The 24,567-nt window shown below is 43.7% G+C and carries 20 protein-coding genes; 17 read left to right on the forward strand and 3 right to left on the reverse strand.

The window, feature by feature from the left end; all coding sequences use genetic code 11:
* Nucleotides 1-259: 259 nt before the first annotated feature.
* From LZF95_RS23635 to LZF95_RS23645, 3 genes are all read right to left on the reverse strand, one after another.
* The gene (locus tag LZF95_RS23635) at nt 260-1,315 is read right to left on the reverse strand and encodes a DUF4932 domain-containing protein (protein ID WP_233757813.1); all 1,056 of its coding nucleotides are present in this window, start codon (nt 1,313-1,315) and stop codon (nt 260-262) included.
* 9 nt (nt 1,316-1,324) lie between these two features.
* Nucleotides 1,325-1,486 (reverse strand): hypothetical protein, encoded by a 162-nt coding sequence (locus tag LZF95_RS23640; RefSeq protein WP_233757814.1) that lies wholly within the window; start codon nt 1,484-1,486, stop codon nt 1,325-1,327.
* 224 nt (nt 1,487-1,710) lie between these two features.
* Nucleotides 1,711-2,517, reverse strand: coding sequence for a DUF5694 domain-containing protein (locus LZF95_RS23645; protein WP_233757815.1), 807 nt, complete (start codon nt 2,515-2,517; stop codon nt 1,711-1,713).
* Nucleotides 2,518-3,024: 507 nt separating this feature from the next.
* Between LZF95_RS23645 and LZF95_RS23650 the strand changes: the two genes are divergently transcribed.
* The 17 genes from LZF95_RS23650 to cas8c all read left to right on the forward strand — a co-directional run bounded on the left by LZF95_RS23650 (nt 3,025) and on the right by cas8c (nt 24,549).
* The gene (locus LZF95_RS23650) at nt 3,025-3,717 is read left to right on the forward strand and encodes an RNA polymerase sigma factor (protein ID WP_233757816.1); all 693 of its coding nucleotides are present in this window, start codon (nt 3,025-3,027) and stop codon (nt 3,715-3,717) included.
* A gap of 103 nt (nt 3,718-3,820) precedes the next feature.
* Nucleotides 3,821-4,834, forward strand: coding sequence for a FecR family protein (locus tag LZF95_RS23655; RefSeq protein WP_233757817.1), 1,014 nt, complete (start codon nt 3,821-3,823; stop codon nt 4,832-4,834).
* Between the two features lie 147 nt (nt 4,835-4,981).
* Nucleotides 4,982-8,461: a TonB-dependent receptor gene (locus LZF95_RS23660; protein ID WP_233757818.1), complete on the forward strand. Its 3,480-nt coding sequence runs from the start codon at nt 4,982-4,984 to the stop codon at nt 8,459-8,461.
* 12 nt (nt 8,462-8,473) lie between these two features.
* A complete protein-coding gene (locus LZF95_RS23665) occupies nt 8,474-9,937 on the forward strand; it encodes a RagB/SusD family nutrient uptake outer membrane protein (protein ID WP_233757820.1) in 1,464 nt (487 codons plus the stop codon).
* A 106-nt stretch (nt 9,938-10,043) separates the two neighbouring features.
* Nucleotides 10,044-11,543 (forward strand): BNR-4 repeat-containing protein, encoded by a 1,500-nt coding sequence (locus tag LZF95_RS23670; RefSeq protein ID WP_233757822.1) that lies wholly within the window; start codon nt 10,044-10,046, stop codon nt 11,541-11,543.
* The gene (locus LZF95_RS23675; RefSeq protein ID WP_233757824.1) at nt 11,533-13,032 is read left to right on the forward strand and encodes a PQQ-dependent sugar dehydrogenase; all 1,500 of its coding nucleotides are present in this window, start codon (nt 11,533-11,535) and stop codon (nt 13,030-13,032) included. The genes LZF95_RS23670 and LZF95_RS23675 overlap by 11 nt, the downstream gene beginning before the upstream one ends.
* Nucleotides 13,029-14,240 carry an Nramp family divalent metal transporter gene (locus tag LZF95_RS23680; RefSeq protein ID WP_233757826.1) on the forward strand — a complete coding sequence of 404 codons (1,212 nt, stop codon included), beginning with the start codon at nt 13,029-13,031 and terminating at the stop codon, nt 14,238-14,240. Before LZF95_RS23675 ends, LZF95_RS23680 begins: the two co-directional genes overlap by 4 nt.
* Before the next feature lie 23 nt (nt 14,241-14,263).
* On the forward strand, nt 14,264-15,280 hold the full coding sequence (locus LZF95_RS23685) for an NAD(P)-dependent oxidoreductase (protein ID WP_233757828.1): 1,017 nt from the start codon (nt 14,264-14,266) through the stop codon (nt 15,278-15,280).
* Nucleotides 15,280-16,344 (forward strand): dihydrodipicolinate synthase family protein, encoded by a 1,065-nt coding sequence (locus LZF95_RS23690; protein WP_233757829.1) that lies wholly within the window; start codon nt 15,280-15,282, stop codon nt 16,342-16,344. Before LZF95_RS23685 ends, LZF95_RS23690 begins: the two co-directional genes overlap by 1 nt.
* A gap of 93 nt (nt 16,345-16,437) precedes the next feature.
* On the forward strand, nt 16,438-18,396 hold the full coding sequence (locus LZF95_RS23695; RefSeq protein WP_233757830.1) for a hypothetical protein: 1,959 nt from the start codon (nt 16,438-16,440) through the stop codon (nt 18,394-18,396).
* A 49-nt stretch (nt 18,397-18,445) separates the two neighbouring features.
* The gene (locus LZF95_RS23700) at nt 18,446-19,450 is read left to right on the forward strand and encodes a Gfo/Idh/MocA family protein (RefSeq protein ID WP_233757831.1); all 1,005 of its coding nucleotides are present in this window, start codon (nt 18,446-18,448) and stop codon (nt 19,448-19,450) included.
* 333 nt (nt 19,451-19,783) lie between these two features.
* Nucleotides 19,784-20,095 carry a helix-turn-helix transcriptional regulator gene (locus LZF95_RS23705; RefSeq protein WP_233757832.1) on the forward strand — a complete coding sequence of 104 codons (312 nt, stop codon included), beginning with the start codon at nt 19,784-19,786 and terminating at the stop codon, nt 20,093-20,095.
* A complete protein-coding gene (locus LZF95_RS23710) occupies nt 20,095-20,544 on the forward strand; it encodes an SRPBCC family protein (protein WP_233757833.1) in 450 nt (149 codons plus the stop codon). Before LZF95_RS23705 ends, LZF95_RS23710 begins: the two co-directional genes overlap by 1 nt.
* A gap of 15 nt (nt 20,545-20,559) precedes the next feature.
* On the forward strand, nt 20,560-20,982 hold the full coding sequence (locus LZF95_RS23715) for an SRPBCC domain-containing protein (RefSeq protein ID WP_233757834.1): 423 nt from the start codon (nt 20,560-20,562) through the stop codon (nt 20,980-20,982).
* 469 nt (nt 20,983-21,451) lie between these two features.
* Nucleotides 21,452-22,255, forward strand: a complete 804-nt coding sequence (gene cas6 / locus LZF95_RS23720; RefSeq protein ID WP_233757835.1) for a CRISPR-associated endoribonuclease Cas6 — start codon at nt 21,452-21,454, stop codon at nt 22,253-22,255.
* Between the two features lie 54 nt (nt 22,256-22,309).
* Nucleotides 22,310-23,005, forward strand: a complete 696-nt coding sequence (cas5p, locus tag LZF95_RS23725; RefSeq protein WP_233757837.1) for a type I-PGING CRISPR-associated protein Cas5p — start codon at nt 22,310-22,312, stop codon at nt 23,003-23,005.
* The gene (gene cas8c, locus LZF95_RS23730) at nt 23,002-24,549 is read left to right on the forward strand and encodes a type I-PGING CRISPR-associated protein Cas8c/Csp2 (protein ID WP_233757839.1); all 1,548 of its coding nucleotides are present in this window, start codon (nt 23,002-23,004) and stop codon (nt 24,547-24,549) included. Before cas5p ends, cas8c begins: the two co-directional genes overlap by 4 nt.
* Nucleotides 24,550-24,567 lie beyond the last annotated feature (18 nt).

Genomic DNA, 24,567 nt, shown 5'->3' on the forward strand with positions numbered 1-24,567 from the left:
TTCTCTCCTGACAAAAACTGTTTTAATACTTTTTTCTTGAATGCTGATTCTTGTTCTTTCATACTGCTCTATCTTAAAAACTTTAACTAATTTTCAAAGTCTTAGACAGAGTTTAGATTACAGTCTCGAACAGTGGATACGACGTATTCGATCTTCCTTTAGGAGCTTTGATTAATTCAGGGTTTAAAATCACCTTTGCTTTCGGTGTGCAGCTTACCCAATGGGTGGACATGCATATGATTTTAAGAACAACCACCCGCTATTGCCCCTCATCTCTTATTAACGTGATTATTCGAGGGATAAATTCTTGGAAATTAGTCATTTCTCTGTCGTCCCAATACTCGTTTTCTATGAGATTGATCACTTTGCGGTACAATGGACTTCCGTAAGATTCATTCAGGGCAAGATGTTCTTTAGCCTCTTCAATTCCTATATACTTTTTCTTTAAAAATATAGTAACTGCATCAGATATGATTTCGTGGATGTAGTAATAGGTATTTTGCGCCTCACTTTCAAAGGTTTTAAAATTTTCCGAAAGTGAGTCTGAATATTTAAGTGCCAGTATGTCGTTGCGATATGGGGCGTTCAGCTGTTCCCAATAAATATGGCTTACCTCATGCCATACATTGTTGTTTATTGCCGCTTGGGAATATTCAAAGTTGGGTTCCTTACTTTCATTATCAATAAACCTGTTGTCAAAGGGGATAATGACAGGAGCATAAATTTTGTTTTCGGGGCTGATCGCTTCCTGAAAAATATTTGCCCTTAGCACCACGCCTATAGGTGAGATAGAGAAGTATATCTTTTGCCCTAATGGTGCTTGATAGAAATTTTCTAATGTTTGTAATGACTTCTCTTCCTGTAATTTAGTTAGGAATTGGTTTTCCCATTTGCTGTAGTTATCCTTCTGGTTGGCAAAAAAGCCCATAAAATCAGAAGCCCTGCCAAATTCCGCACACAGTGTCATATAGTCGATAAGGAGGTTTTTATCAACTATCTGATCGAAATACCCGTATTTTTCAGGGAGTGTTATACTATAATCCGGGAACTGGATACACCAACCTAAATCAACAAAATCATTATAGGGAAGCTTTTTGGCAACCTCTACCACAGGATGGTCTTTGAAGTTGGCAAACCACTCGTCCACTGCTTTTTGATAACTTGAGTTTTGAACTGCCGGACTATAGACCCCAGCCAGATAATTGATGATGTGCAACAGCTCCGTGCCCTTATGCACTTCAACAACATAATTATGTTGGCTATGGGCTGCATTTGCAAATAAAAAAAACAGAATTGTGATTATCGCGAACCTCATAAGTTTTAGTTAATGGTTTTTTATGTATATCCGCTTTTCTGCCAGTAAAACAATAAAAGCATCATAGGATTCGGAAAACACCAGCGCCAAGGCACTTCGGTCACCCGTCTTCGGTCTTCCGTCCAGTAAAGCAAAGAGAATATGGTTACTGGCATCATTGCGGATAATCACATAGTTTTTTTGCTGTATGTACCGAACCCCTTAATAATCCATTCTTCATCAAAAAGCAGGGGCATCTCAATTTCAATAGCGGTGTTTTGCTCAGGCTGGTTTGATGAATGAGGATATATGGTGTGCCCAAACTAATAAAAAACAGCCGTGACACTTAAAATCTTATTGATATTTTTAATATGTAAGGAAATTTTAATTTCATTGAGGTGTTATACGCATTGATTTTATTCTAAAATGGATTTTATATCGACCACTTCAAAATCGGGATTGGATTCAAAAAAATGCTTGAGCAAGGGGATATGTCCCTGTCCATAAATAACCAGTATCGCTTTGTCTGTTGATCGCACTTGCCTTAAAATATTGGTATAGATATGAAGGTTTGTTTCGTACCACCCGGCAACCAGTTCAGTCCCCTCATAATTGCTTCCACTTCCCACTTTTGTGTAATACTTTGTATAAAGTCGCAGGTTTTTGTTGAGGGTGTTTGGGCTATTTAGATATATGAGGTTATCGCTTACAGACAGGCTCTTTTCCATTTCATTCATTTCACCCACAAATCCTTGTGCATATTGGTTGGTTTCTTCGAGTAGGTGGTGTTGGTCATATGTTTTGGCGGCCTCTTCAAGCGGCTTGGTATTGAATTCTCCTAAATAATTCACGCAGGTCAACCGGGGCAGGTCCAACTTTTTTGCGGTTTGGAATCCAAGCAAATCAATCTCGTTAAGCTCGAGTTCATAGGCGCCTTCGAGATATCGTTGATACTGCCTGTCTATACTTTCCTGCTTATCCACAGGCATTTCTATGCATATTTGATCTGGATTGAAGCCTGCCAGTTTTAGGACTACTTCTTCAATTTCTTTTTGCTTTTGCTCCGTTAATTTTAATGCATTTGTACTGTATGTATCCTGTGTGGAAGGCGTAAAATGAAAACTCCCCAATAGGGCAATTTTGATTTTCTCTTTTTTTTCAACTTGTCCAAATGTTAGGGAAGAGAGTAAGAGTAAGCCTGTCAAGATTCCCAGATGTCTCATTGTTGTGTTTTTTTGTCAAGGTTTTGCATAGACCTGAATCCTATGTTGCGGGCCAAATACAACTCAATATCCGCCCACTACAAGATTTCTTACCGGCAATAATATTCAATTTTGGATATTCCCAACGCATTATGCTTAAAAATTGTAACTGTTTGGCAGTTCCCCTTGTCGTCATTTTGTTTTGTCCTTTTTACACTTAATAAGGTAAAAAGGATAATTCTCTGTTACCTCTGTGATTTCAAAAAGCCCGGCTTCGCCAAATTCTTCTTCTATGGTTTCTTCTCTTTGGGACTAATTGAGACTTTGTCGCATTTTTCCCATGCATTCAAAAAATCATTCGGACAGACACCTACCGAATATAATCCTCTCCACTAAATGTCTTTCTGGGCCGAACCCTATCTCTTTGCTGCTCTGTCCTGCCATTATATTTGATTTCGAATTCTACGTTGTAATCTAGTTTTTATATTTTCTGACTTTTGGCTTTAAAAAAATAATATCATATCATTATTGCCTGATAAAGAACTCGATGTAATAGTTCCTTTCCTTACTGCATGTGAACCATACTTAAGCTATCCGATTTTGGAGATAAATGATTCTACTTATTTGAAGCAACTTGTGGAAGGGCTTGTCCAGGGTGACGAGGCATGCTTCAAAAGTCTTTATGAGCTGTTTTCTGTTAAAGTTTACAACATCACCAGAAAAATGGGGCTTGGGCACGAAGACGCAGAGGGAGTGGTTCAGGAAGTTTTTCTAAAAATCTGGAAAAACAGGTCTAAACTAAATCCAGAGCTTTCCATAAATGCTTACATTTTCGCGATTTTAAGGTCTCGGGCTATAAATCAGTTAAAGAAACAAGCGCGTTTTTTTGCATTCCAAGAATATCAGATACCACTTTTACAACAAGTCACGAACTTAAGTGCGGACAGTGATTTGATATACGCTGAATTTCATAACCTTTCATTGGAGCTTATTGAGAAATTGCCCCCTGCACAGCGACAGATATTCAAGTTGAGACATCTGGAGAATAAATCGATAGAGGAAATATCAGAAGCCCTGAACCTTTCCAGGCGCACAGTTGAAAATCACATATTCAGAGGCACGAAACTGTTTAAGGAAGGACTCGATAAATTAGAAATTGTATCCAAAAGCGTTTGGATAATTGCTATAAATGCAATACTTGATTCGTTTATGACGATGTAATTCAGTTCTATTTTAGGTTGAATCACAAATTTTCCGATTTTTTTTGGATCTGTCTTGAGTATAAACTACCCGCTGATGGTATATACTATTGAACAAGGACAAAATGAATCATCACAAAAGAATAAAGGATTTTTTTGAAGGAAACCTTACAAAGGAAGAAGCCGAGGAATTCCTGCGCTTCCTGGAAAGCCAAGAGGCCGAGGAATTCTTAACTGCCGATCTGATTAAGTTGTGGTCAAGCAAGTTGAAATCCGAGGATTATAATTGGGACAATAAAGCGTTGTGGGAAAAAATAAACCATAATAAGTCCAATTATGCACGTCCCTATGTTCAGCGGGACAGCATCCGAAAGAGAAATTGGCTTCCTTGGACCAGAGCGGCTGCCGTGTTTATTGCAATTGGCCTATCGACCCTGTTTTTCGTCAACAGGGATAAATACAAAACCGATCAAGAGCAAGAACTGTTATTGGATGCCAGACTGATCACGCATTACAATCCAGCCGGTAAGAAAACCAGGATTACCCTTCCGGATGGATCCATCGTGTTTTTAAATTCAGCCAGTAAGCTGGTTTATCCGGCTGATTTTCGGCGGGACAGGTCAGTTTCTTTGGAAGGGGAAGGCTTTTTTGAAGTGACAAAAGACCCCGAACATCCTTTTAAAGTGGAGTCCAATGGCATTGTTACCACCGCTTTAGGAACCTCTTTTAACATATCCACTTTTGAAACAGACGATAAAGTAGCCGTCACCCTCCTGACCGGGAAGGTAGAACTGAGACAGACGGGTAAAGAGAAAGCTATACAGCTTATTCCCGGTGAGGAATCTCTGCTGTCCAGGTATGATGAACACCTGAACAAGAAGACGGTAGATGTGCAGGATAGGATATTATGGACCGAAGGGGTTTTGAAATTTGCTGATACTGACTTTGATCAACTCACAGAAATTCTCGAAAGGTGGTACGATGTGCGGATTACAGTTCGGGGTAGCGGTAAAAATAAGCTTGCAAGCGGGACATTTGATTCAAATGAAAGCTTAAGGAATGTACTGGAAGTCCTCAGCGGATCCCTGGATTTCAGTTACGAATTAAACGATAAAAAGGTAGTGATTATACTAAACTGATTAGCCTATGATTAAATCCATGTAAGGAAAAAAACAGGAACGTACTGCGAATACGCTCCTGCTGAAATCAAAACACATTGCCCCGTTCAGAAGATTTGCAAACTGTCGTCTGGGGAATTACCATGTTTCAACTTACCATCCAAACTTATGAAAAAAATATTACCATTAATAGTCATGTCTATTAAGCTACTGGCCAGAGGAGTTTTTATGCTCTGCCTATCTCTCAATCCTCTATTGGCCAACACCACTACAGCTCAGGTAAAAAGTATTGATGAAGTTTTTCTCAAACTGGAAAGGAAGCCCAAATCTTTGATTCAGTTTTTCAGTGAAATTGAGAAAAAGACGGAATTTAAATTCTTTTACACCTATGCGGCGGTGAAGTCAGACTCGGCTATTTCTTATCTGGAAGAATATGAAAGCGTAGAGAACCACCTAGTTCACATTGCCTCTCAGACAGAGCTGAGGTTCAAACAGATCAATAATGCGATCAGTGTGATTAGAGAAGCAACTGAAGTTAATTCTTTGTTGATTGAAAAATCAGACAAGGAAAAAATCACGGGAAAGGTAGAGGATGCTTTGGGTGAACCCATGCCGGGTGTCTCTGTCTTGGTAAAAGGTACAAGTGAAGGAACAGTGACAGATCTGGACGGCAGTTTTTCGATAGAAGCAGATCCTGGACAGACTCTTTTGTTTTCATTTATCGGATATAAACGAAAAGAAATCCTGATCAATTCGGACTTTGTATTACAGGTGATGATGGAAGAGGAGGAGAATTCACTTGATGAATTTGTAGTGGTGGGATATGGTACTGTCAAAAAGAAAGACATTACCGGGGCCGTCAGCGCCATAGAATCCGAGGAACTTAAGGATCAGCCGATAGTCAGTATTGACCAGGCGATCGCCGGTAGGTTGGCAGGCGTGGTGGTAACCCAGGCAACAGGAGCCCCTGGTGGTGGAGCTTCTGTCCGTATCCGCGGGGCAGGTTCATTAAGTGCCGGCAATGAGCCTTTATACGTGGTTGACGGATTTCCGGTAACCAATGATTTTGATCAGCGGAATAACCCGCTCAATACCATCAATCCAGCGGACATTGATAATATCCAGGTGTTAAAAGACGCTTCTGCCACTGCTATTTATGGCTCAAGGGGATCCAATGGCGTGGTGTTGATCACAACGAAATCGGGCAAGGAAGGACAGGCCAAAATTGAGCTGAATGTAAGTTCTGGCTTTCAACAGGTAGAAAAGACATTGGATGTACTGAATGCATCAGAGTTTGCGACTTATATCAATGAAGCCCGGAATAACGCATGGGTGAATTCCGGGCCGGGCAGATCTGCCTCAGACCCTAACTCTGATAGAATTCAGAATGTCATGTACCTGATCCCTGAAGGGTTCGAAAATCCACAAAGTTTGGGTGAAGGCACAAACTGGCAAGATGCTATTTTCCGTACCGCACGTATGAGTGATTACCGTCTTAACTTTTCAGGGGGAAATGCAAAAACCAGGTATTTTGTTTCCGGAGGATATTTGGAGCAGGAAGGAGTGATCATAAATTCAGATTTGAAACGGTATTCCTTTAGGGTAAATGTGGAATCCCAGATGAATGAGCGCGTAAAAGTGGGGGTGAACATTACCCCATCCTATACTTTTTCCAACCAGTCACTTGCTGAAGGAAACTGGCAGGGGGGTGGGATAATCCAATCCGCGATCACGGCTGGGCCTCATTTGGCCCCTTACGATTCAGAAGGTAACTATACCAAGATAACCGGATTGGGAATTGGTACCTCGGAGGTGGATAACCCGGTCAAGATAGCCCGGGAATATTTCCATCAGCAAAAAAACCTGAGATTGCTGGGGACGGCTTTCACTGAGATCAATCTGATCGATGACCTTAGGTTCAAAGCTTTGGTAGGTACTGATATCAGAAGTTTTAGAGAGGATATTTTCAGCTCTTCTATTATCAATCCAAACAGTGTCAATCTTACCCGGCCTGCCGTGGGATCCAATAATACGGCACAGACGGTAAACTGGCTTTCCGAATTTACGCTGAGCTATGGGAAGACCTTGGGCAAACATACTTTTGATGCCGTGCTTGGATATACGGTCCAAAAAGAGAAGCTAGAGGTCAGTCAGATCACCGGGACAAATTTTGCGAATGACAATATTAAAACAACAAATGCCGCAGGATTGATTACCCGGGCGCTCAATACTGAGGAGGAGTGGTCATTGTTGTCATTTTTGGCACGATTGAATTACAATTACGATGACCGTTATCTTTTGACGGCAACTTTCCGACAGGACGGTTCATCCAGGTTTGGATCTGATAACAGATGGGGGGCATTCCCGTCCCTATCACTTGGCTGGAGACTCTCGGAAGAGAATTTCCTGAACCAGGTAAGCTGGTTGTCGGAACTTAGACTGCGGGCCAGTTATGGTCTGACGGGTAATAATTTTATTTCTAACTATGGTGCCATCGGCCTGACGACTATAGAGAATTATCCACTGGGTACCAGCATCAGCAACGGAATAAGATTGGCCAATATCCCCAACTCCACGTTGGGATGGGAGAAAAACAGTCAGCTCGATTTTGGGTTGGAGTTGGGTGTGTTCCAAAATAGGATTTACCTGGCGGCAGACTATTACATCAAACGTACTTCTGATTTATTGTTGAACGTTCCGGTGCCTACCCTTACTGGCTATACCAATGCACTGCAGAATATCGGGGAGATTAAGAACAAGGGGATAGAATTCACCCTTACCAGCAGAAACATGGTGTCTGATTTTACCTGGACGACAGACTTTAATATTGCTTTTAATCAGATTGAGGTGATGGCATTGGGACCGGACGGGTCGCCTATTATCTCACGGCAGGCCACTTCCGCTTCCTCACCTACGCATATTACCCAGATAGGGTCCGTGCCGGGAAGTTTTTATGGGTACCAGGTGATCGGTGTTTATCAAAATCAGGAGGATATTGAAAACAGCGCGGTAGTATTGAACGGCGACGGAACTGTCCAGTCCATTCCGGGAAGATTGAAATTTGCCGATATCAATGGCGACGGGATTATCAATACGGATGACAGAACGATTTTAGGTGACCCTTTTCCCGACTTTACCTATGGAATGACGAATCGGTTTTCATACAGAAATGTCGATTTTTCTTTTACCCTCCAAGGCGTACAGGGATTTGAGGTGCTCAACCTGGCCAGAAGATATTATGGCAATTATGCCGGGTCTTACAATGTACTTCGAAGTGCGTCAAATGGATGGAAATCCGAAACGGATCCTGGAGATGGGGTCTCGCCGATGATTGACAGGAATTTCAATGCCTATGCAGGAAGCAATGTGGTAAACAATGTGACTTCGCAGTTTGTAGAGGACGGATCATTCTTAAGGATCAGGAACATCACCCTGGGATATACCTTCCCCGCAACTATGCTGGAGCGCGTTAAGGTTTCCAATGCGCGGTTGAATTTCACAATTCAAAATGCCTACACCTTTACCAAATATGAGGGATTCAACCCCGAAGTCTCGGCACAGGGAGGAAGCCCGCTTGTGCCCGGTGTGGATGCCGGTGGATATCCTCTGGCGAGGACATATATGTTGGGTTTAACTATTGGCTTCTAAACGGATTCTCTAATGAAAAACATACTAAAATATAAATTGGTTGGTGCTTTGTTCCTGATGGGGCTCAGTGCCTGCGACAGTGATTTCCTGGATTTGGCACCTATTTCCCAGGAAAACAGCACTAATTTCTACAAGACCGCTTCTGATATGGAAAATGCCCTGACGGCAGTTTACGGCTCGCTTCAATATGGCGGGACCTATTACTCTTCCATGCATGTAATCGGGGAACTCAGGTCAGACAATACGGAAATCACAAACCCTAATGCTGGCGCAAACCTGCAGGCTGTGGATGACTTCACCAATGATGCGGTCAATTCCATCAGCAGCACTACCTGGAATGCGCACTACCAGGGAATCCAGGCCGCGAATATTGTAATCGAGAAAATTGAGCCTGTAGCAATGGATGCCACGCTTAAAGCACGCTATACAGGTGAGGCCAAATTCCTTCGGGCATTGTTGTATTTTAACCTGGTCAGGATCTATGGGGATGTTCCTTTGGTGTTACAGGTGATTACCAATCCTGAGCAAGGCTATACCTTCGGCAGAAACCCAAAAGAGGAAGTATATGAACAGATTATTGCTGATTTAAATGATGCCGAAGCAAGTCTCCCTTTCACTTACGGCTCTGCAGAGCTGGGAAGAGCAACAAAAGGCGCAGCCATGGCCTTACTGGGTAAAGTGTATCTTACCAGAAAAGAATGGACAGCTGCTTCACAAAAACTCAGGGAATTAATCGATTCTTCAGGCGAAACAGGCTATCGTTTAATGGACTCTTACGGTGATATTTTCGGGCCAATGAATGAAAATAATGCTGAATCCATCTTTGAAGTACAGTTTAGTAGCAGTTCAAACGGGGAAGGAAGTCCCTTTACCAATCAGTTTGCTCCCATAGGATCTGGAACTGCCGTGGTGTCTGTAGGCAATCCCCTAGGTCAGAATATTCCCACTCAGGATATGGAGGCTTCATACAGCATTGGGGATGCCAGGAAAGAATTCTCAATGGCCACTTCTTATCAGCTAAATGGCAATGAAGTGGAGCATAATTATATCCTCAAGTATTCGGGAACTCCTGCAGCTTACCTGGACAGTGACAATAACTGGATAGTTCTACGCTATGCCGATGTACTGTTGATGTATGCGGAGGCACTGAATGAGATTTCCTTTCAGCCGGACGGGGAGGCTTTTTTACTGCTCAATCAGATTCGGTCAAGAGCAGGATTGCCTATGATGGGCAGTTCGGGATCAGATCCCGCATACGTGCTGACAACCCAGCAGGATTTCAGGGCGGCGGTTGCCCAAGAGCGAAGAGTGGAACTTGCCTTTGAGGGACATCGGTGGTTTGATCTGGTCAGGACCGATGAGGCATTGAATGTGCTTTCTTCCAAAGGAATCCAAGACCACCACTTGCTATTTCCTATACCTCAAAGTCAGATAGATATTAATCCAGGCCTGATCGGACAGAATCCAGGATATTGAGCTACCTGAGTTAAAAATCCATTCCTACACAATCACCTTACCACCCCAGGTTATGGGGTGGCTGGAGATTCTTTGGGCCGACGGCTAAGTGTGGGATGGAAAACCTATGAATCAATTAAACTATCAGATGTCAACTATACGAAACAGTGTGGGAGCCTGCTGGCTTATTCTTATCCTTCTGGTCAATGCTTCCATTGCCCAATCCAGTAGTACGCTTAATCGGAAAGAAACCGGATACAGGGGGATTTGGTACAGCAATGAGCCCTCTGAAGATGAGTATGTCTATAAATACAGTGGTGGCCTGGCTACTTATCCTGCAAACCATTACCCCTTTTCGGTGTATGCGGAAGCGGTAAACAAGACATTTTTTTGCTATGGGGGAGCAGACCCGGAGGGGAATACCCTATACCATATGGTGTCCTACTTTGACCATACCACAGGTCTGGTGCCCAGACCAACACTGGTCTTGGACAAACATACGGATAATGCCCATGACAACCCGGTCATGAACATTGATAAGGAGGGATTTATCTGGATTTTCTCTACATCTAATGGAACATTGCGGCCTTCATATATCCACAAGAGTACCCAACCCTATGACATTTCTGAGTTTGAAGCTGTGTTTGTCTCTAAAATCGAGCAGGGCCAAACAGTCCCTATGGATAATTTTTCCTATCTCCAAAGTTGGTACCAACCCAATAAGGGATTCATCAATTTATTTACCCATTACCAGACCGGAGTAATACCCGGGCAGCCAGAAAAGCCCAGAAGAACGATTGGTTTTATGACCAGTGCTGATGGGAGCTCATATGGTGCCTGGCAGGATATTGCCAGGATTGGGGAAGGTCACTATCAGACCAGTGGACAGTCCGGTAACCTGCTGGGGACATCCTTTAATTTTCACCCTTTCGTCAAAGAAGGCAACGGGCTCAACTATAGGACGAATCTATATTACCTGCAGACGGATGATTTTGGGGAAAGCTGGGCAAACGCAAGTGGTGATCCGCTGACTATACCTCTTAAGGATGTTCAAAATAAGGCATTGGTAAGGGATTATCAGTCCGAGGGTTTATTGGTTTATATCAATGACCTGGAATTTGACAGCCATAATCGGCCCGTGATCCTATACCTGACAAGTAAGGGGTATGAAGCTGGACCTGAAAATGGCCCTAGAACCTGGCATACAGCGAGATTTACCGGTAATGACTGGGAAATCCTGCCAGTAACCTCCTCTGACAATAATTACGATATGGGCTCTCTTTATATTGACAGTCAGGGGACATGGAGGATAATTGGGCCTACTGACGTTGGCCCACAAAAATTTAACACCGGGGGTGAGATGGTGCTCTGGACCAGTCTGGATCAAGGGAGAAGCTGGGCCAGCAGTAAGCTCACCCGTAACAGTAGCCACAATCATTCCTATGCACGGAAACCAGTGAATGCCAATGAGGGATTTTATGCCTTTTGGGCCGATGGGCATGGACGGCAAAAATCAGTTTCTTCACTCTATTTTTCTGACCGTTCCGGAAATGTCTATAGGCTTCCATCGCAGATGGATGGACAGTTTGCCAAACCTGAACTAATCTTTGGTGTCCATGGAAATTAACAGGGTCATACTTGGGTTTTTACTGGTAGGCTTGTGCCAGTTAGCGGGCTGCAGGCAGGAAAAGGAGCTTCAACTTGATCGCCTTGATATGGTCTATCTGAGTGCTTCGCACTTGAAAGTAGAGGTGCTGGCCTCAGGGTTGGAGGTTCCTTGGGACTTGGAAGTTGACGGACTTGGCAATTTGTGGATCGCTGAACAAAAGGGCAAGGTCTCCCAAATGAACCTAAAGTCAGGTTCTTTAAAACATCTTTTGACCCTACCTGATGTCTGGCAAGAACGGACCTCAGGCTTACTGGGGATGACAGTACATCCTGATTTCAGGGAATTCCCTTACATATACCTTAACTATACTTTAAAGAAAGATAGGGGCATTATTAGTCGCCTCATCCGATATGCCTACCAAAACGATACGCTAATCCAACCGATTGTTTTATTGGAAATCGAAGGTGGGACATCCCATAATGGCTCCAGGCTGGATTTTGGACCGGATAATAAATTGTATTGGGCTACCGGGGATGTACATGACTTCTCAAATGCCCAGAATCCCCGGTCCCTGAATGGGAAAATTCTTCGGCTCAATGAGGATGGGAGCATTCCCAAGGACAATCCTGATCCAGAAAGCTATGTGTGGGCGATGGGATTTCGGAATATGCAGGGACTGGTGTTTTCTTCTCATGGAATGCTCTATACCTCTGAACATGGAGATGCAATTGAAGATGAGGTAAACCTGATCCGTAAGGGAGGCAATTATGGCTGGCCTGGCATAGAGGGACAAGAGGATCTGGATGAGGAGCGGGATTTTGCCCGCATACATAACACGGTAGAGCCTTTGCGTTCCTGGACGCCGGTAATCGCCCCTGCAGGATTGACTTATTACGGGAACAAGGCTATTCCGGAATGGACTAATTCTTTATTGTTGACTACCCTAAAGGGCAAGAGCCTCAGAATACTTTCATTAAATGCAAAAGGGGATGATGTCATCTCAGAAGAAATTCTGTTTGAAAACCGCTACGGTAGGCTTCGGGATATCGTGACAGGTAGTGAGGGGGAAATCTATCTCAGCACCAGCAACCTGGATTGGAATCCCCAGCCCGGGTTTCCCTTGGACGGCGATGACAAAATCTTAAAAATAAGCCGTTCGGACGAAACATCTATGTCCCCACTCAGTCCGGTGAAAGCACAACAAGGGTCGATAGTGACTGGCAGTGAGCTATACTTAAGTTACTGTGCTTCCTGTCATAAAGAGGATGGAAGTGGTATTCCTGAGGTATTCCCTTCCTTAAAAGACTCCCGGTTGGTCACAGGGGATCCTCCAGCTTTGGTGGGACTGGTGCTGAAGGGTACGGAACCCTCCGGGAGCGGGCAACAGATGCCAGGCTTTGCGTTTTTGGACAACAGTCAAGTAGCTGAAATCCTCAATTATATCAGAGGGGAATGGACAGAAAACACGCAAAGAATAGATCCGGATTTTATTGAACAAAACAGATGAGCAAACAGGTGGAAAAAATTATCAGCGGGCTCAAGAGCCTTGGTCCGGGTATCATCACCGCGGCCTTGGTCTTTGGGCCTAGCAAGATGACCATTACTTCAAAATTGGGTGCCTTATATGGGTATAGTACCCTATGGCTGGTCGTGGTGGCTATTTTTTTTATGCTGGTGTTTACTGATATGGGGGCAAGGATCGGTCTGAGTAGCCAGGAGACCTTACTGTCCCAGATAAGGAAAAAGTGGGGCAGGACAGTTGGGGTCATCATAGGGATGGGCGTGTTCTTGGTAACCACCTCCTTTCAGGCGGGGAACTCCATAGGCGTGGGTATCGCCGTTGCGGAAGCAACCGGTACTTCCAGCTGGGTCTGGGTTTTGGTGTTTAACCTGGTTGGGATGGGCTTGTTGTTTTTCAGGAGTTTTTATAAGACGCTGGAGAAATTGATGATTGCCCTGGTAGGGTTGATGCTCCTCTCATTTCTGACCACTGTGGTATTGATTAAACCGGATTTTTCTGCCATCAGCAGTGGTCTGGTCCCCAATGTGCCCACAGGTTCGGAAGCTATTTTAATCGCTTTCGTGGCTTCCTGCTTTTCTATTGTGGGGGCATTTTACCAATCCTACCTGGTCCAGGAGAGAAATAAGAGCAAAGGGGGAAAAGCTGATAAAAATACCAGTATCACAGGAATTGTCCTGTTGGGGCTGATGAGCGCCGTGGTGATCATTTGTGCGGCCGCGGTTTTGTACCCACAGGGAATCCAGGTCAATTCGGCGTCTGAAATGTCCAAAGCCCTGGAGCCACTGTTTGGTTCATCCGCGGCTTATCTGTTCTTGGCAGGTCTGTTCGGTGCCTCATTTTCATCACTTATTGGGAATGCCACAGTCGGGGGAAGTTTATTGGGGGATGCCATGGGGTTTGGCAGCGGCTTGAGCTCAGGAAAGGTCAGGGGTCTGATCGCCCTGGTCATGGTCTGTGGCGCAGGCATCTCACTGGCTTTTGGCAAGCTCCCTCTGGAGCTGATCATTTTTGCCCAAAGTGTGACCATTTTCCTTGTCCCTTTCATCGGGGGAGCCATGTACGTGGTCGCCAATGACAGGGAGACAATGGGGGATCGGGCCAATACCCCTTTTGCAAGGGTCTCAGGCGGGATCGGCCTGCTGCTGCTGATCGCTTTGGCCAGCTGGAATTTCAAGGCACTTTTTATCAACTAGAATGAAAACATAAACCTATATCAATGAAAAATTTAAGGGAATTAGAAAATGAACTTACTGTTCCATCAGAGGCGCTGATTGCGGATATGGCCCGGATAGAGGGGGATATCATGTTGCTGGGAATAGGAGGGAAGATGGGGCCAAGCATGGGTAAGCTTGCCGTAGATGCCATCAAAGCCGCAGGATTGGAAAAACGGGTATATGGTGTGTCCAGGTTTTCAGATGCCGGTGCTATGAAGTCATTACAGGAGGCAGGGGTTGAAACTATTTCCTGTGACCTGCTCAATGATGGCGAACTCCAGAAGTTGCCCCAGGTGCAAAATATTGTTTACCTGGCCGGGCACAAGTTTGGGACCACAGGAAATGAGGACTTTACCTGGGCAATGAATGCTTATTTACCAGGAAGGGTTTCGGAGAAATTCAAAAATTCCAGACTGGTCGTGTTTTCCTCAGGAAATGTGCTGCCCTTTGTCCCCATCTCTTCAGGCGGGGCCACAGAGAAGACCGCACCGGAGCCCATAGGGGAATACGCACAGTCCTGCCTGGGAAGGGAAAGGGTTTTTGAGTATTTCTCCAAAACAAACAAAACGCCTATGTTGATCTATAGGCTAAACTATGCGGTGGACTTTCGGTATGGGATTTTGCTGGAAATGGCCAAAGCCGTTTTCCACGAAAAGGAAATTGATCTGAGTACATCTAATGTGAATGTTATCTGGCAAAAGGATGCCAATGAAATAGCACTAAGAGCGCTCTTACACACCACGGCACCTGCAAGACTGCTGAATGTCACCGGGCCGGAAATTCTTTCCCTTCACTGGATTGCCTCGGAGTTTGGAACAATTTTCAAAAAAGAGCCCAGGTTCATCAATGAGCCTGTCGGGACTGCATTGTTGAACAATGCCTCCGAATGTCACCGTTTGTTCGGTTATCCTAAAACCACTCCAAGGGAGATGGTGGAAATCACTGCCAATTGGTTGCTTCAAGGTGGAGACGACTTTGGCAAGCCCACACATTTTCAGCAGAGAGGAGGGAGGTTTTGATGAAGGAATTAAGCAAAGAATTGTATCAACACCTGCTTCGCGGAACCGTAATTCCCGCACATCCGCTCGCTTTGGACCAGGACAGGTCCATTGATGAGCGAAGGCAAAGGCAACTGACCAGGTATTATATCGCCAGCGGGGCAGGAGGGATCGCCGTAGGCGTGCATTCTACCCAGTTTGAAATACGGGATCCCAGACACAACCTGTACGATACCGTGCTAAAATGGGCGTCAGAGGAGGTTGATAAAGCAAATCTGGACCGTCCTTTCCTGAAAATTGCCGGCATCTGTGGAAATACCAGGCAAGCGGTATCTGAGGCGAACACGGCTTTGGAATACGGCTATGAACTAGGATTGCTCAGCATGGGAGGCTTGCAAGGGTGGACAGAACAGGAACTATTGGATAGGGTACGCGAGGTGGCTGCTGTCATTCCTGTTTTCGGGTTTTACCTGCAGCCCTCCGTGGGAGGACGGGTTTTCAGTTATGGCTTTTGGAGACAGTTCGCCGAAATCAACAATGTCGTGGCAATAAAATGCGCTTCATTCAACCGATATCAGACCTTGGACGTGATGCGGGCTGTCTGCAACAGTTCAAGGGTAGATGAGATTGCCATGTACACCGGCAATGATGACAATATCGTAGCGGATCTGTTGACTGACTATAAGTTTGCCGTTGCCGGAAAGCTAGTTGAAAAAGCTTTTGTGGGAGGACTGCTCGGACATTGGGCAGTATGGACCCAAAAGGCAGTAAGTCTCTTGGAGGAAGTAAAGCAGTGCAAAGCCCAAGGAAGTGGTGAGGACTGGGCAAGACTCCTCTCCAAAGGTGTTGCTGTTACGGATGTAAACGCGGCTATGTTTGACCCCTCCCATCAGTTTCATGGCTGTATTCCGGGTATGCATACCATGCTTAAACATCAAGACCTGCTCGGAACCACGCATTGTCTTAATCCAGATGAGCGCCTATCTGCCGGTCAGCTGGAAGAAATCCAGCGCGTACATCAAGATTATCCTGCCCTGAATGATGACTCATTTGTAAGGGAGTTTTTACTCAACGATAAATACTAGACTAATGAAATCGAGCATGAGGCAGGACCTCATACACCGGGATGATTGTAAATCCTGCGAGATTCCAAATGGCCTTTAAAAACAAATTATAATATGAAATCACTTTTGAAATCCGCTGCGGTACTTATTCTTCTGTTTCCTGCTATTCCCGGGGTTTGCCAGGTGGATACAACACAGTTTAAAAACCACGGCCCCCAATTATTCGCCTCAATGATACAGGGCAGTGCTTTTGTAAAGGATGAGAATGGCAGGGAATTGATCTATACGGTGGTAAGGGGGGAACCTGCCCACCTGCTTGGTTATGATGTTGAAACCAAGGACTTACTCGTAGATCTTCCTTTGGGTGAGGCGGATGGCGCATGGGATATGGCCCAGGCTTCAGATGGTACACTTTATGTCCCAGGAGCAGATGGTACGATGTTTTCCCATAAGCCGGGAACAGTGGAAGCAAAGGATCTGGGCGAGGCACTCGAAGGAGAGACTTACCTTTGGAATCTTACTGCAGGCAAGGATGCTGAGGTCTTCGGGGCTACTTATCCCGGATGTAGGGTGTTTAGGTACCATCCTGCCGATGGGTTTTCGGATGTTGGTAAGGGGCCATTGGTTGAAAATGAGAATTATGTGAGAAGCATAGCCTATTACCCTAAAACTGAAATGGTTTATGCTGGAGTGGGTTCCAAAGCGCATCTGATTGAAATCAATCCCAAAACAGGGGAAAAGAGAGATATTCTTCCAGAAAAATACCAGGACTATGAATTTGTTTATGGGCTGGAAATCGTTCCTGGGCCGGACGGGGATGACAGGTTGTTCGTCTTGCTGACCAATGGCAGCGTGACGCTGGTTTATAACCTGAGATCAGGGGAATTCGAACAGGAAATAGAAAAGATGGACATGCGAGCGATTACGGGGGTTCCCGCAGGGGATGCCGTTTATTATACTTCTGCGGGTTCGTTGAAAAGCTTTAACCCCGCCTTTCCGGAAGCCAACGCTGAGATATTGGGAGAAGAGGTGGGTACGGCCAATGCCTTCAGCGTGGGAATAATGGGGGAAGTATATGCATTGACCTCTGGTGCAAATCTGATTAAATATGACCCGAAAAGCAAAAGGCTGGACAAGACTAAATTAAAGGTGCCAGGTCAACCTATACCGATCCAGTCTTTAATGTATGGCCCGGATGGGAACATCTGGTCCGGTGGATACCTGGCGGGGGGAAATGCCACCTATAATCCCATAACGGGCGAACATAGATTTCTGCCGGGACTGGACCAGACGGAAGGGATGTCCTATCAAGGGGATAAGATTTATTTTGGGGTTTATCCGAAAGGCAAATTCTATGAATATGACATCAAGTTGCCGTGGGATCCAAAAGGGGGTAACCCTAGAATGCTTGGACAAATCCCTGACCAGAGCAGGTCATTCGCCCAGGTCAGTATCCCTGAAAAAGAGCTGATGGTTTTTGGTATGATCCCTGAATATGGTAAACTTGGGGGAGCCTTGATCACCTACGATCTTAACGGCAACGAACTAAAAGATTATACCAGTCCGGTTGGTTCACAGGCTATATCAGGTATTATCTATACTGAAGGATACGTTTTGGTCGGCACTACTATTTCCGGTGGGCTGGGGGTAAAGCCTACTACTACGGAAGCGGTGTTGGCGGGATGGGATCCGGAAACCGGAAATACCCTTTTTCAGACTGTTCCTGTTCCGGGCGCCTCAGCACTAACAGGTTTCATTAAAGGTCCTGACGGCAATATATGGGGGATGGGAGATGGGACTCTTTTTAAGTTCGACCCGATAGGCAGAAAGGTGGTCAATACGCAGAAAATGTATGAATTTCCGGAGTTTAAAAGCCACATCTGGAGAAGTGCTTTTCTCGTCCTACATCCAGATGGACACATATATGGAACGGATAATAAAAAGCTCTTTAGGATTGACCCTGAATCAATGGTTCTTACCGAGCTTTCCGATAAGGCAGGTTTACTGGTCATGGATAAGCAGGGAACGCTTTTCTTCCGAAGAGGCACGGATCTTTGGTCGTTCAGGCCGTAGGTGATAAGCAAGTGGTTGACGCATATACTAATTAAGATCTGTTACTCTTATGGTACAGGATAATGGCTTTATGGATTTATCCAGAAGGAGGTTTTTGAAGAAATCCGCGGTTTTCGGGGTTGGGGTGGGACTGGACTTAAGTTCAGTCCCCCACTTCGGAAATTCTCCGGTCAGGATTGGCATCATTGGGCTGGATACTTCCCATGCAGTGGCATTCACTGGCTTGTTTAATGCCGAAAACCCCCAAAAAGAATTCGAGGGATTCAAAGTGGTTTCAGCTTTTCCTTATGGCAGCAGGCAGATTACATCGAGTATGAAGAGGATTCCGGAATATATGCAGGCTGTCCAGGGTATGGGGGTAAGAATTGCAAATTCCATTGAGGAGCTCCTGGAAGAAACAGATGTCGTTCTTCTTGAAACCAATGATGGGACCCTTCACCTCGAGCAGGCTAGAAAGGTTTTTAAAGCGAATAAACCGCTATTTATTGATAAGCCTGTGGCGGCTGATTACAAAGAAGTCAAAACGATTTATTCCGAGGCAAAGGATAGGGGGATTCCGGTATTTTCTTCCTCTTCCCTGCGTTACCAGCAACAGGTGAATGCCGTTAGGAATGAAAAGGCAATCGGCAAAATTATCGGCTGCGATACATTTAGTCCGGCAGAAATGGAACCGAGCCATAGTGACTTGTTCTGGTATGGGATTCATGGCGTGGAAATGCTTTTTACCGTGATGGGACCAGGATGTGAATCTGTTAGGAGGATTTACAGCCATGAAGCGGATCTGGTGGTCGGAAAATGGGCTGACGGAAGAATCGGGACCTTTAGGGGAATGCGTACAGGCGTACATGAGTATGGTGGTACTGCCTTCGGAACAGAGGGCAATCTTACCCTGGGGTCCTTTGACGGCTATGAAGCTTTGGCAATGCAGATCGCCCGTTTTTTTAGAACCCGCATTTCGCCGGTTGACTATACTGAAACCTTGGAAATCTATGCCTTTATGGATGCTGCTGATAAAAGCAAACAACAAGGAGGGGCAGAAGTTCTCCTGGTTTAGCCTGACCAACTATTGCCCATGGATTTGTTCATTAATCATCCTAAATGTCCTGCCGTGCAATGGATTGTTTAATAGGATATCGGGTGGAATAGCCAATACATACCCTATCCACATTCGGCCAGAACCATAGGGGGCTGACCTTCGGCTCCGAGTCGGCTTTGCATCGACATGGCTTTTTCATTGCTGGTTTGTGGAAGAAAGTAGATCGAAGGCCAAGTAGCTAGAATGGAAAAGAGAATCGATTGAAACCTGGAAGCCCTTTGCTTTTTTTGATTTTTCTTGCGTAACGGAACGGATGTGTTAGATTTGTAACCAAATGGTTACGCATAATTTATGAGAAGAGATGTATTTCAGGCAATAGCTGATCCCACTAGAAGAGAGATAATAGATCTTCTGGCTGAAGAAACGATGAATTTAAATAGTGTGGCGGGAAATTTTGAAATCAGCAGACCTGCAATATCAAAACACATGAGGGTTTTACAGGAATGTGGACTTGTAATAATCCATAAAGAAGGGAGGGAAAGGTACTGTAAGGCAAATCTCCAATCTCTGGAAGATGTATCAAATTGGATTGGGAAATACAGGCAGTTCTGGGATGAAGGGCTTAATTCTTTGAAACAATTTCTTGAAAAAGACAACAAGTAATGGCACCACATACTATGAACCGTTCCATACAGGTCAGCCTGACCCAATCCTTTGATTTGGCCCCTGAAAAAGTGTTTGATGCGTGGCTTGACATCGAACAAATAAGCAAATGGATGTTTGGCCCAGGTGTACGTGATGAAGAAATCGTAAGCATGGAACTTGATCCGAGCATCGGAGGAAAATTTTCTTTTGTGGTCATAAGAAACGGCCAAAAAATCAACCATGTAGGTAGTTATATCGAAATCCAACGTCCAAACAAATTAGTATTTACGTGGGGGATTGATTATGAACCGGAAGAGGAAAGTATAGTGACCATAACAATTACATCGACTACAAAAGGCTGTGAGCTGACATTGAAACACCAACTGGATCCTAAATGGCAAAAATACAGCAGGCAAACAAAAAATGGTTGGGAACATATGCTTAACAAATTACACGAACTATTGTGACTAAATCAAAACGTTATGGAAAATGCAATCGTAAAAGACCAGATTGAAATCAATGCTCCTATTGAAAAAGTATGGGATGTTTTGACCAAAGCCGAATACTACAGACAATGGGATGACTTGCCGGAAAGCTTTGCGGGTGAGGAATTGGTGAAGGGAGATGTCCTGGAGTGGGAGGGTTTTTCAAGAATGACAGTGGTGGAATGCAAAAAACACGAAGAGTTAAAAATGAAATTGTTTCTACCCAAAGTAAACTTAGATCCCTCAAAATATGACATCACATATTCATACTATCTTTCAGGGCAGGGCGATAAAACACAGTTAAACTTCTCAATAGGAGATTTTTCCCCACTCCCAGATGCTAAAAGTTACTACGATGCAACGATTGGGTTTTTAAACACTGCCAAGGAAAAAATAAAGACTCTGGCAGAAGAGCAATAAAAAAACACCGGACACATACATTGTGATCCATAAGCCAAGTGAACTGTTTGCTGCAGGCATACAGATAGTCGAAAAGTCCAGCTTAAGGATTTTAGCCCATGCGGTGGTATGGCAAATGTGCGGACTTGCCGCATCCCCAACCCGGCAGTTCTCCTCCATCCAGTTCAAAATATGGGCTACTTTCTGGCCTTTACCCAAAAAAATACCCTGTACAGGGTATTTTTTTGGGTTTTTTAATTCGCTTACTTGGGAAAGTGAACTGAGAAGAAGAAGACTCCTGCCAACTGTTTTTATTTTGATGTGGACAGATAAATCTGTTCATATCTTCCTGACTCCATTTTGAAACAGCTGATTATCAATTGAGTAATCAGGTTTCTAGCCAATATATTGACAGTTTGTGTCAATAATTAGTTTGTTTTGTATAGGTCGCTTACTTTAGGTCATGATAAGTTAATTAAAACCCTATTCCATGAGATTTAATATAGTTTTAGAACGTACGGGAGCAGGAAGGTTTGTCCCCATTAATTACCAGTATGAGCTTTCCTCGGCAATATATCGGATTGTAGATCAGGCAGACTCGGAGTTTGCGGGGTTTCTCCATCATCAGGGCTATAGGGCAAATGGGAGACCTTTTCGGCTTTTCTCTTTTTCCAGACTATTTTTCAAAGGATTCAAAGTCTTGACCGAATCAGGAAGGATCGAACATTATGGAAAAGAGGTACGGGTAGAAGTAAGTTTTTTAGTGGATAGAATAGCCGAGGAATTTGTAAAGGGGCTGTTTATGAACCAGGAAATTTTTCTGGGGGATAAAATTTCCGGGACTACCTACCAGGTACAGCGGATCGAAAGTGTATCAACTCCTATTTTTCAGCAGGTAATGCATTATCGATGTCTGTCTCCCATTTTGGTCAGACGAAAGCGCGCGTCAGGAGGGGAGGATTATCTAAGTCCTATGGATGAGGGATACGCTGATCTGATTTTGGAGAATCTAATCTCCAAGAGTGTCGCACTATCCACGGTGTACCCGGATGGTGGGGCTGTATTGGCAGATGAGCGCCCTTCCTTGGATTTGACCGTGACGGGGAAACTATACAAAAACGGGGTGACCATCAAGCAGCTGACCCCACAGCAGTCCAAGCTGATCGGGTATAGCTATGAGTTCGAGCTATCCGCACCGGTGGAGTTGCAGGAGATCGGCTATTACGCCGGGTTTGGGCATTTGGGCAGTCAGGGATTTGGATGTGTGGGGGTTAAAAATGAGATAAAAATTTAACCAAAATTTGTTTGTAATGAAAAGTTAAAATTTTCACATATTAATTGAAAAAAAATGCTGGAAATACTAGAAAAGACCCCTGATCTAAATCGAGAGATCATCCTTGAAATTGAACCACTTGCTCCTCTTTCGATGGTGAGTGACTTGCCGGGCTCTTATTACAAAACCCTAAAATCTCCTAGCAAAAAAATGCTTTGTGGATTATTTGAAAATATTCTTGAATGGCATATTGATGCTGCTGATAGAAAAGAAATAGTTAAGGAGATTAAAAAGATACGGAAAAAGCAAAAGGTTGAATTTCATGAAGAAGGAGTAGGCTCAAATTTCTTACCCTTGCTTATGGAATATTTTGAAGTAAAACTGGAAATGTTCCCTAAGCCTATTCATTTCGATGATTATTGGAGTAAGGCTTATAGAAGAGCTGATGCTATTGTGCACCCAAAAGGTACATTTAATATTAGTTATGAACTAATTCCCCAAAAGCGAGATCTTCCAAGAAATGATAAAAAACCAACACAAGTTGATGATAAGGCATTAGAAAGGTTTTTTCTGATTAACAAAGAGGTTTATCCATTATATTATTCTTCACCTACTGGAAGGGAATACATCTTTCTTAACGGAAAGTATAAATTAAAAATTGAGATAGACATGCTTCTATTTCAAATGTTAAAAGAAAAATTAGAGTCTGTAAATATTGCTTATTTGGGAAATAGTGAGGGTTGGGTAGATGTTAAAATGCTGGAACTATGAATAACCATCCATATACAAGATATGCTGAGGCAGTAATCATCGTTGAACATGAGTTGTCAAGTAGCGATCAAATAACTTCTAAACATATCTCGATTGAATTAGAAAAAGGATTGAATTCTTTTAGATTAGCTCCGTCATCTTCTTTTGAAGGCAAAAAAAGAGTAAGCTATACATACATAAAAGAAGCAAAAGGCGATACGGGAGCAGGGGTGTTTCTTTCACCGAATATTTTGACACCTGATAAGCAGGCAAAAAATATTTGGAATGAAGGAAATAATATATTGAAGAACTTAGGAAAAGGTGACTTAGGAAAGTCAGAACTTGTAAAAATGTCAATAGCTCCAATAGCTGGAGAATTTTTGAATTTTTCACTCAGCAGTTCAATTGGACGAGGAAAACCAAAAAGCACTGTTAAAGACATTGGTCTTAACTCTGTCTCTACTATAACACCTTTGAAACCTTGTTTACAATATAGAATAGATAAAAAACCTAGGCCTGATCTATTCAATGTTTGTATTATACCGGATCTCCCGTTTCACGATTTAGTCAATTTTGTTTTTCTATTTAAAAAGCTACTATTCTCAAAGACATCAGCTGATCTATTGGTTGGCGATGTTCTCAATAAAACAGAAGGAAAAGGAGATAATGAAAAAACTACCTACCAACCTAAGAGGCCATTGATATATAGGGGAAATTTTCCTAACCCTCCTCGAAGTAGCGTATTAGGAAGTGTTGCCTTACTGGGTGCTATTGGAGAATTTGCCAAGGAGGCAGAAGTATCATCTTTGGCAATGAAGGTTTTGGATAGCCTTAAAGAAGCCACTATGTATATGATTAAGTATGGAGGGGCATTAACGTTTACATACAATCACCATGTGGTAGATTTAGCTAAAGAAGGTAAACTTAGAGAAATTGTCGATAGCGTATATTATACTCAATTATACAATGAAGGTAGGAGGAAAAGTCAAAGCACAGAATACCAAAAATTCGATTTGTTTGCTAGTAGATTTTTACAACTCTTTAACAAACCTTCATTTAGGGATTTTCTTTCACACAGGGCTGAATATCCTTTTCAACTTGACATACTATTTAATACTTACTTTAAAAAGATAGAGATGATAGATCCAGAGATTGTAGTATCTGCCCGAAAGCTGGGCAGATGGTTAAACCAAGTAGCTTACTTTGCTGCTAAAAGAGAAGTAAATAATGGTTCTCAAAATTATTGGGAAGAACTGAGAAAAGCCAAATCAAAGGTTTTAATTGAATTGGAGAGTTCTACATTCTCTGCTAAATCCGGGGATGCACTTATTGCTCAAGCCATCACAAGAGCAGGTCGAATTTCAGGCATGGATGCGCCAGAAGGAGCTACTTTGTTTATGGAGAAAACTTCAAGTGGGGATTTGGCACTCGACAATGCTAAAAATCTCCTTATTGCTTTCTCACGGCTCAAGAATAAGGTGGAACTAAAAGAACAACCAAAAGATGACCTTTCGGAAGATGACGCTGAACAAACGGACGAATCAGACGATCTTTCAAATGACTAAATCAAACAATCACTAAAC

Source organism: Algoriphagus sp. AGSA1, assembly GCF_021390545.1.
Taxonomy (GTDB): Bacteria; Bacteroidota; Bacteroidia; order Cytophagales; family Cyclobacteriaceae; genus Algoriphagus.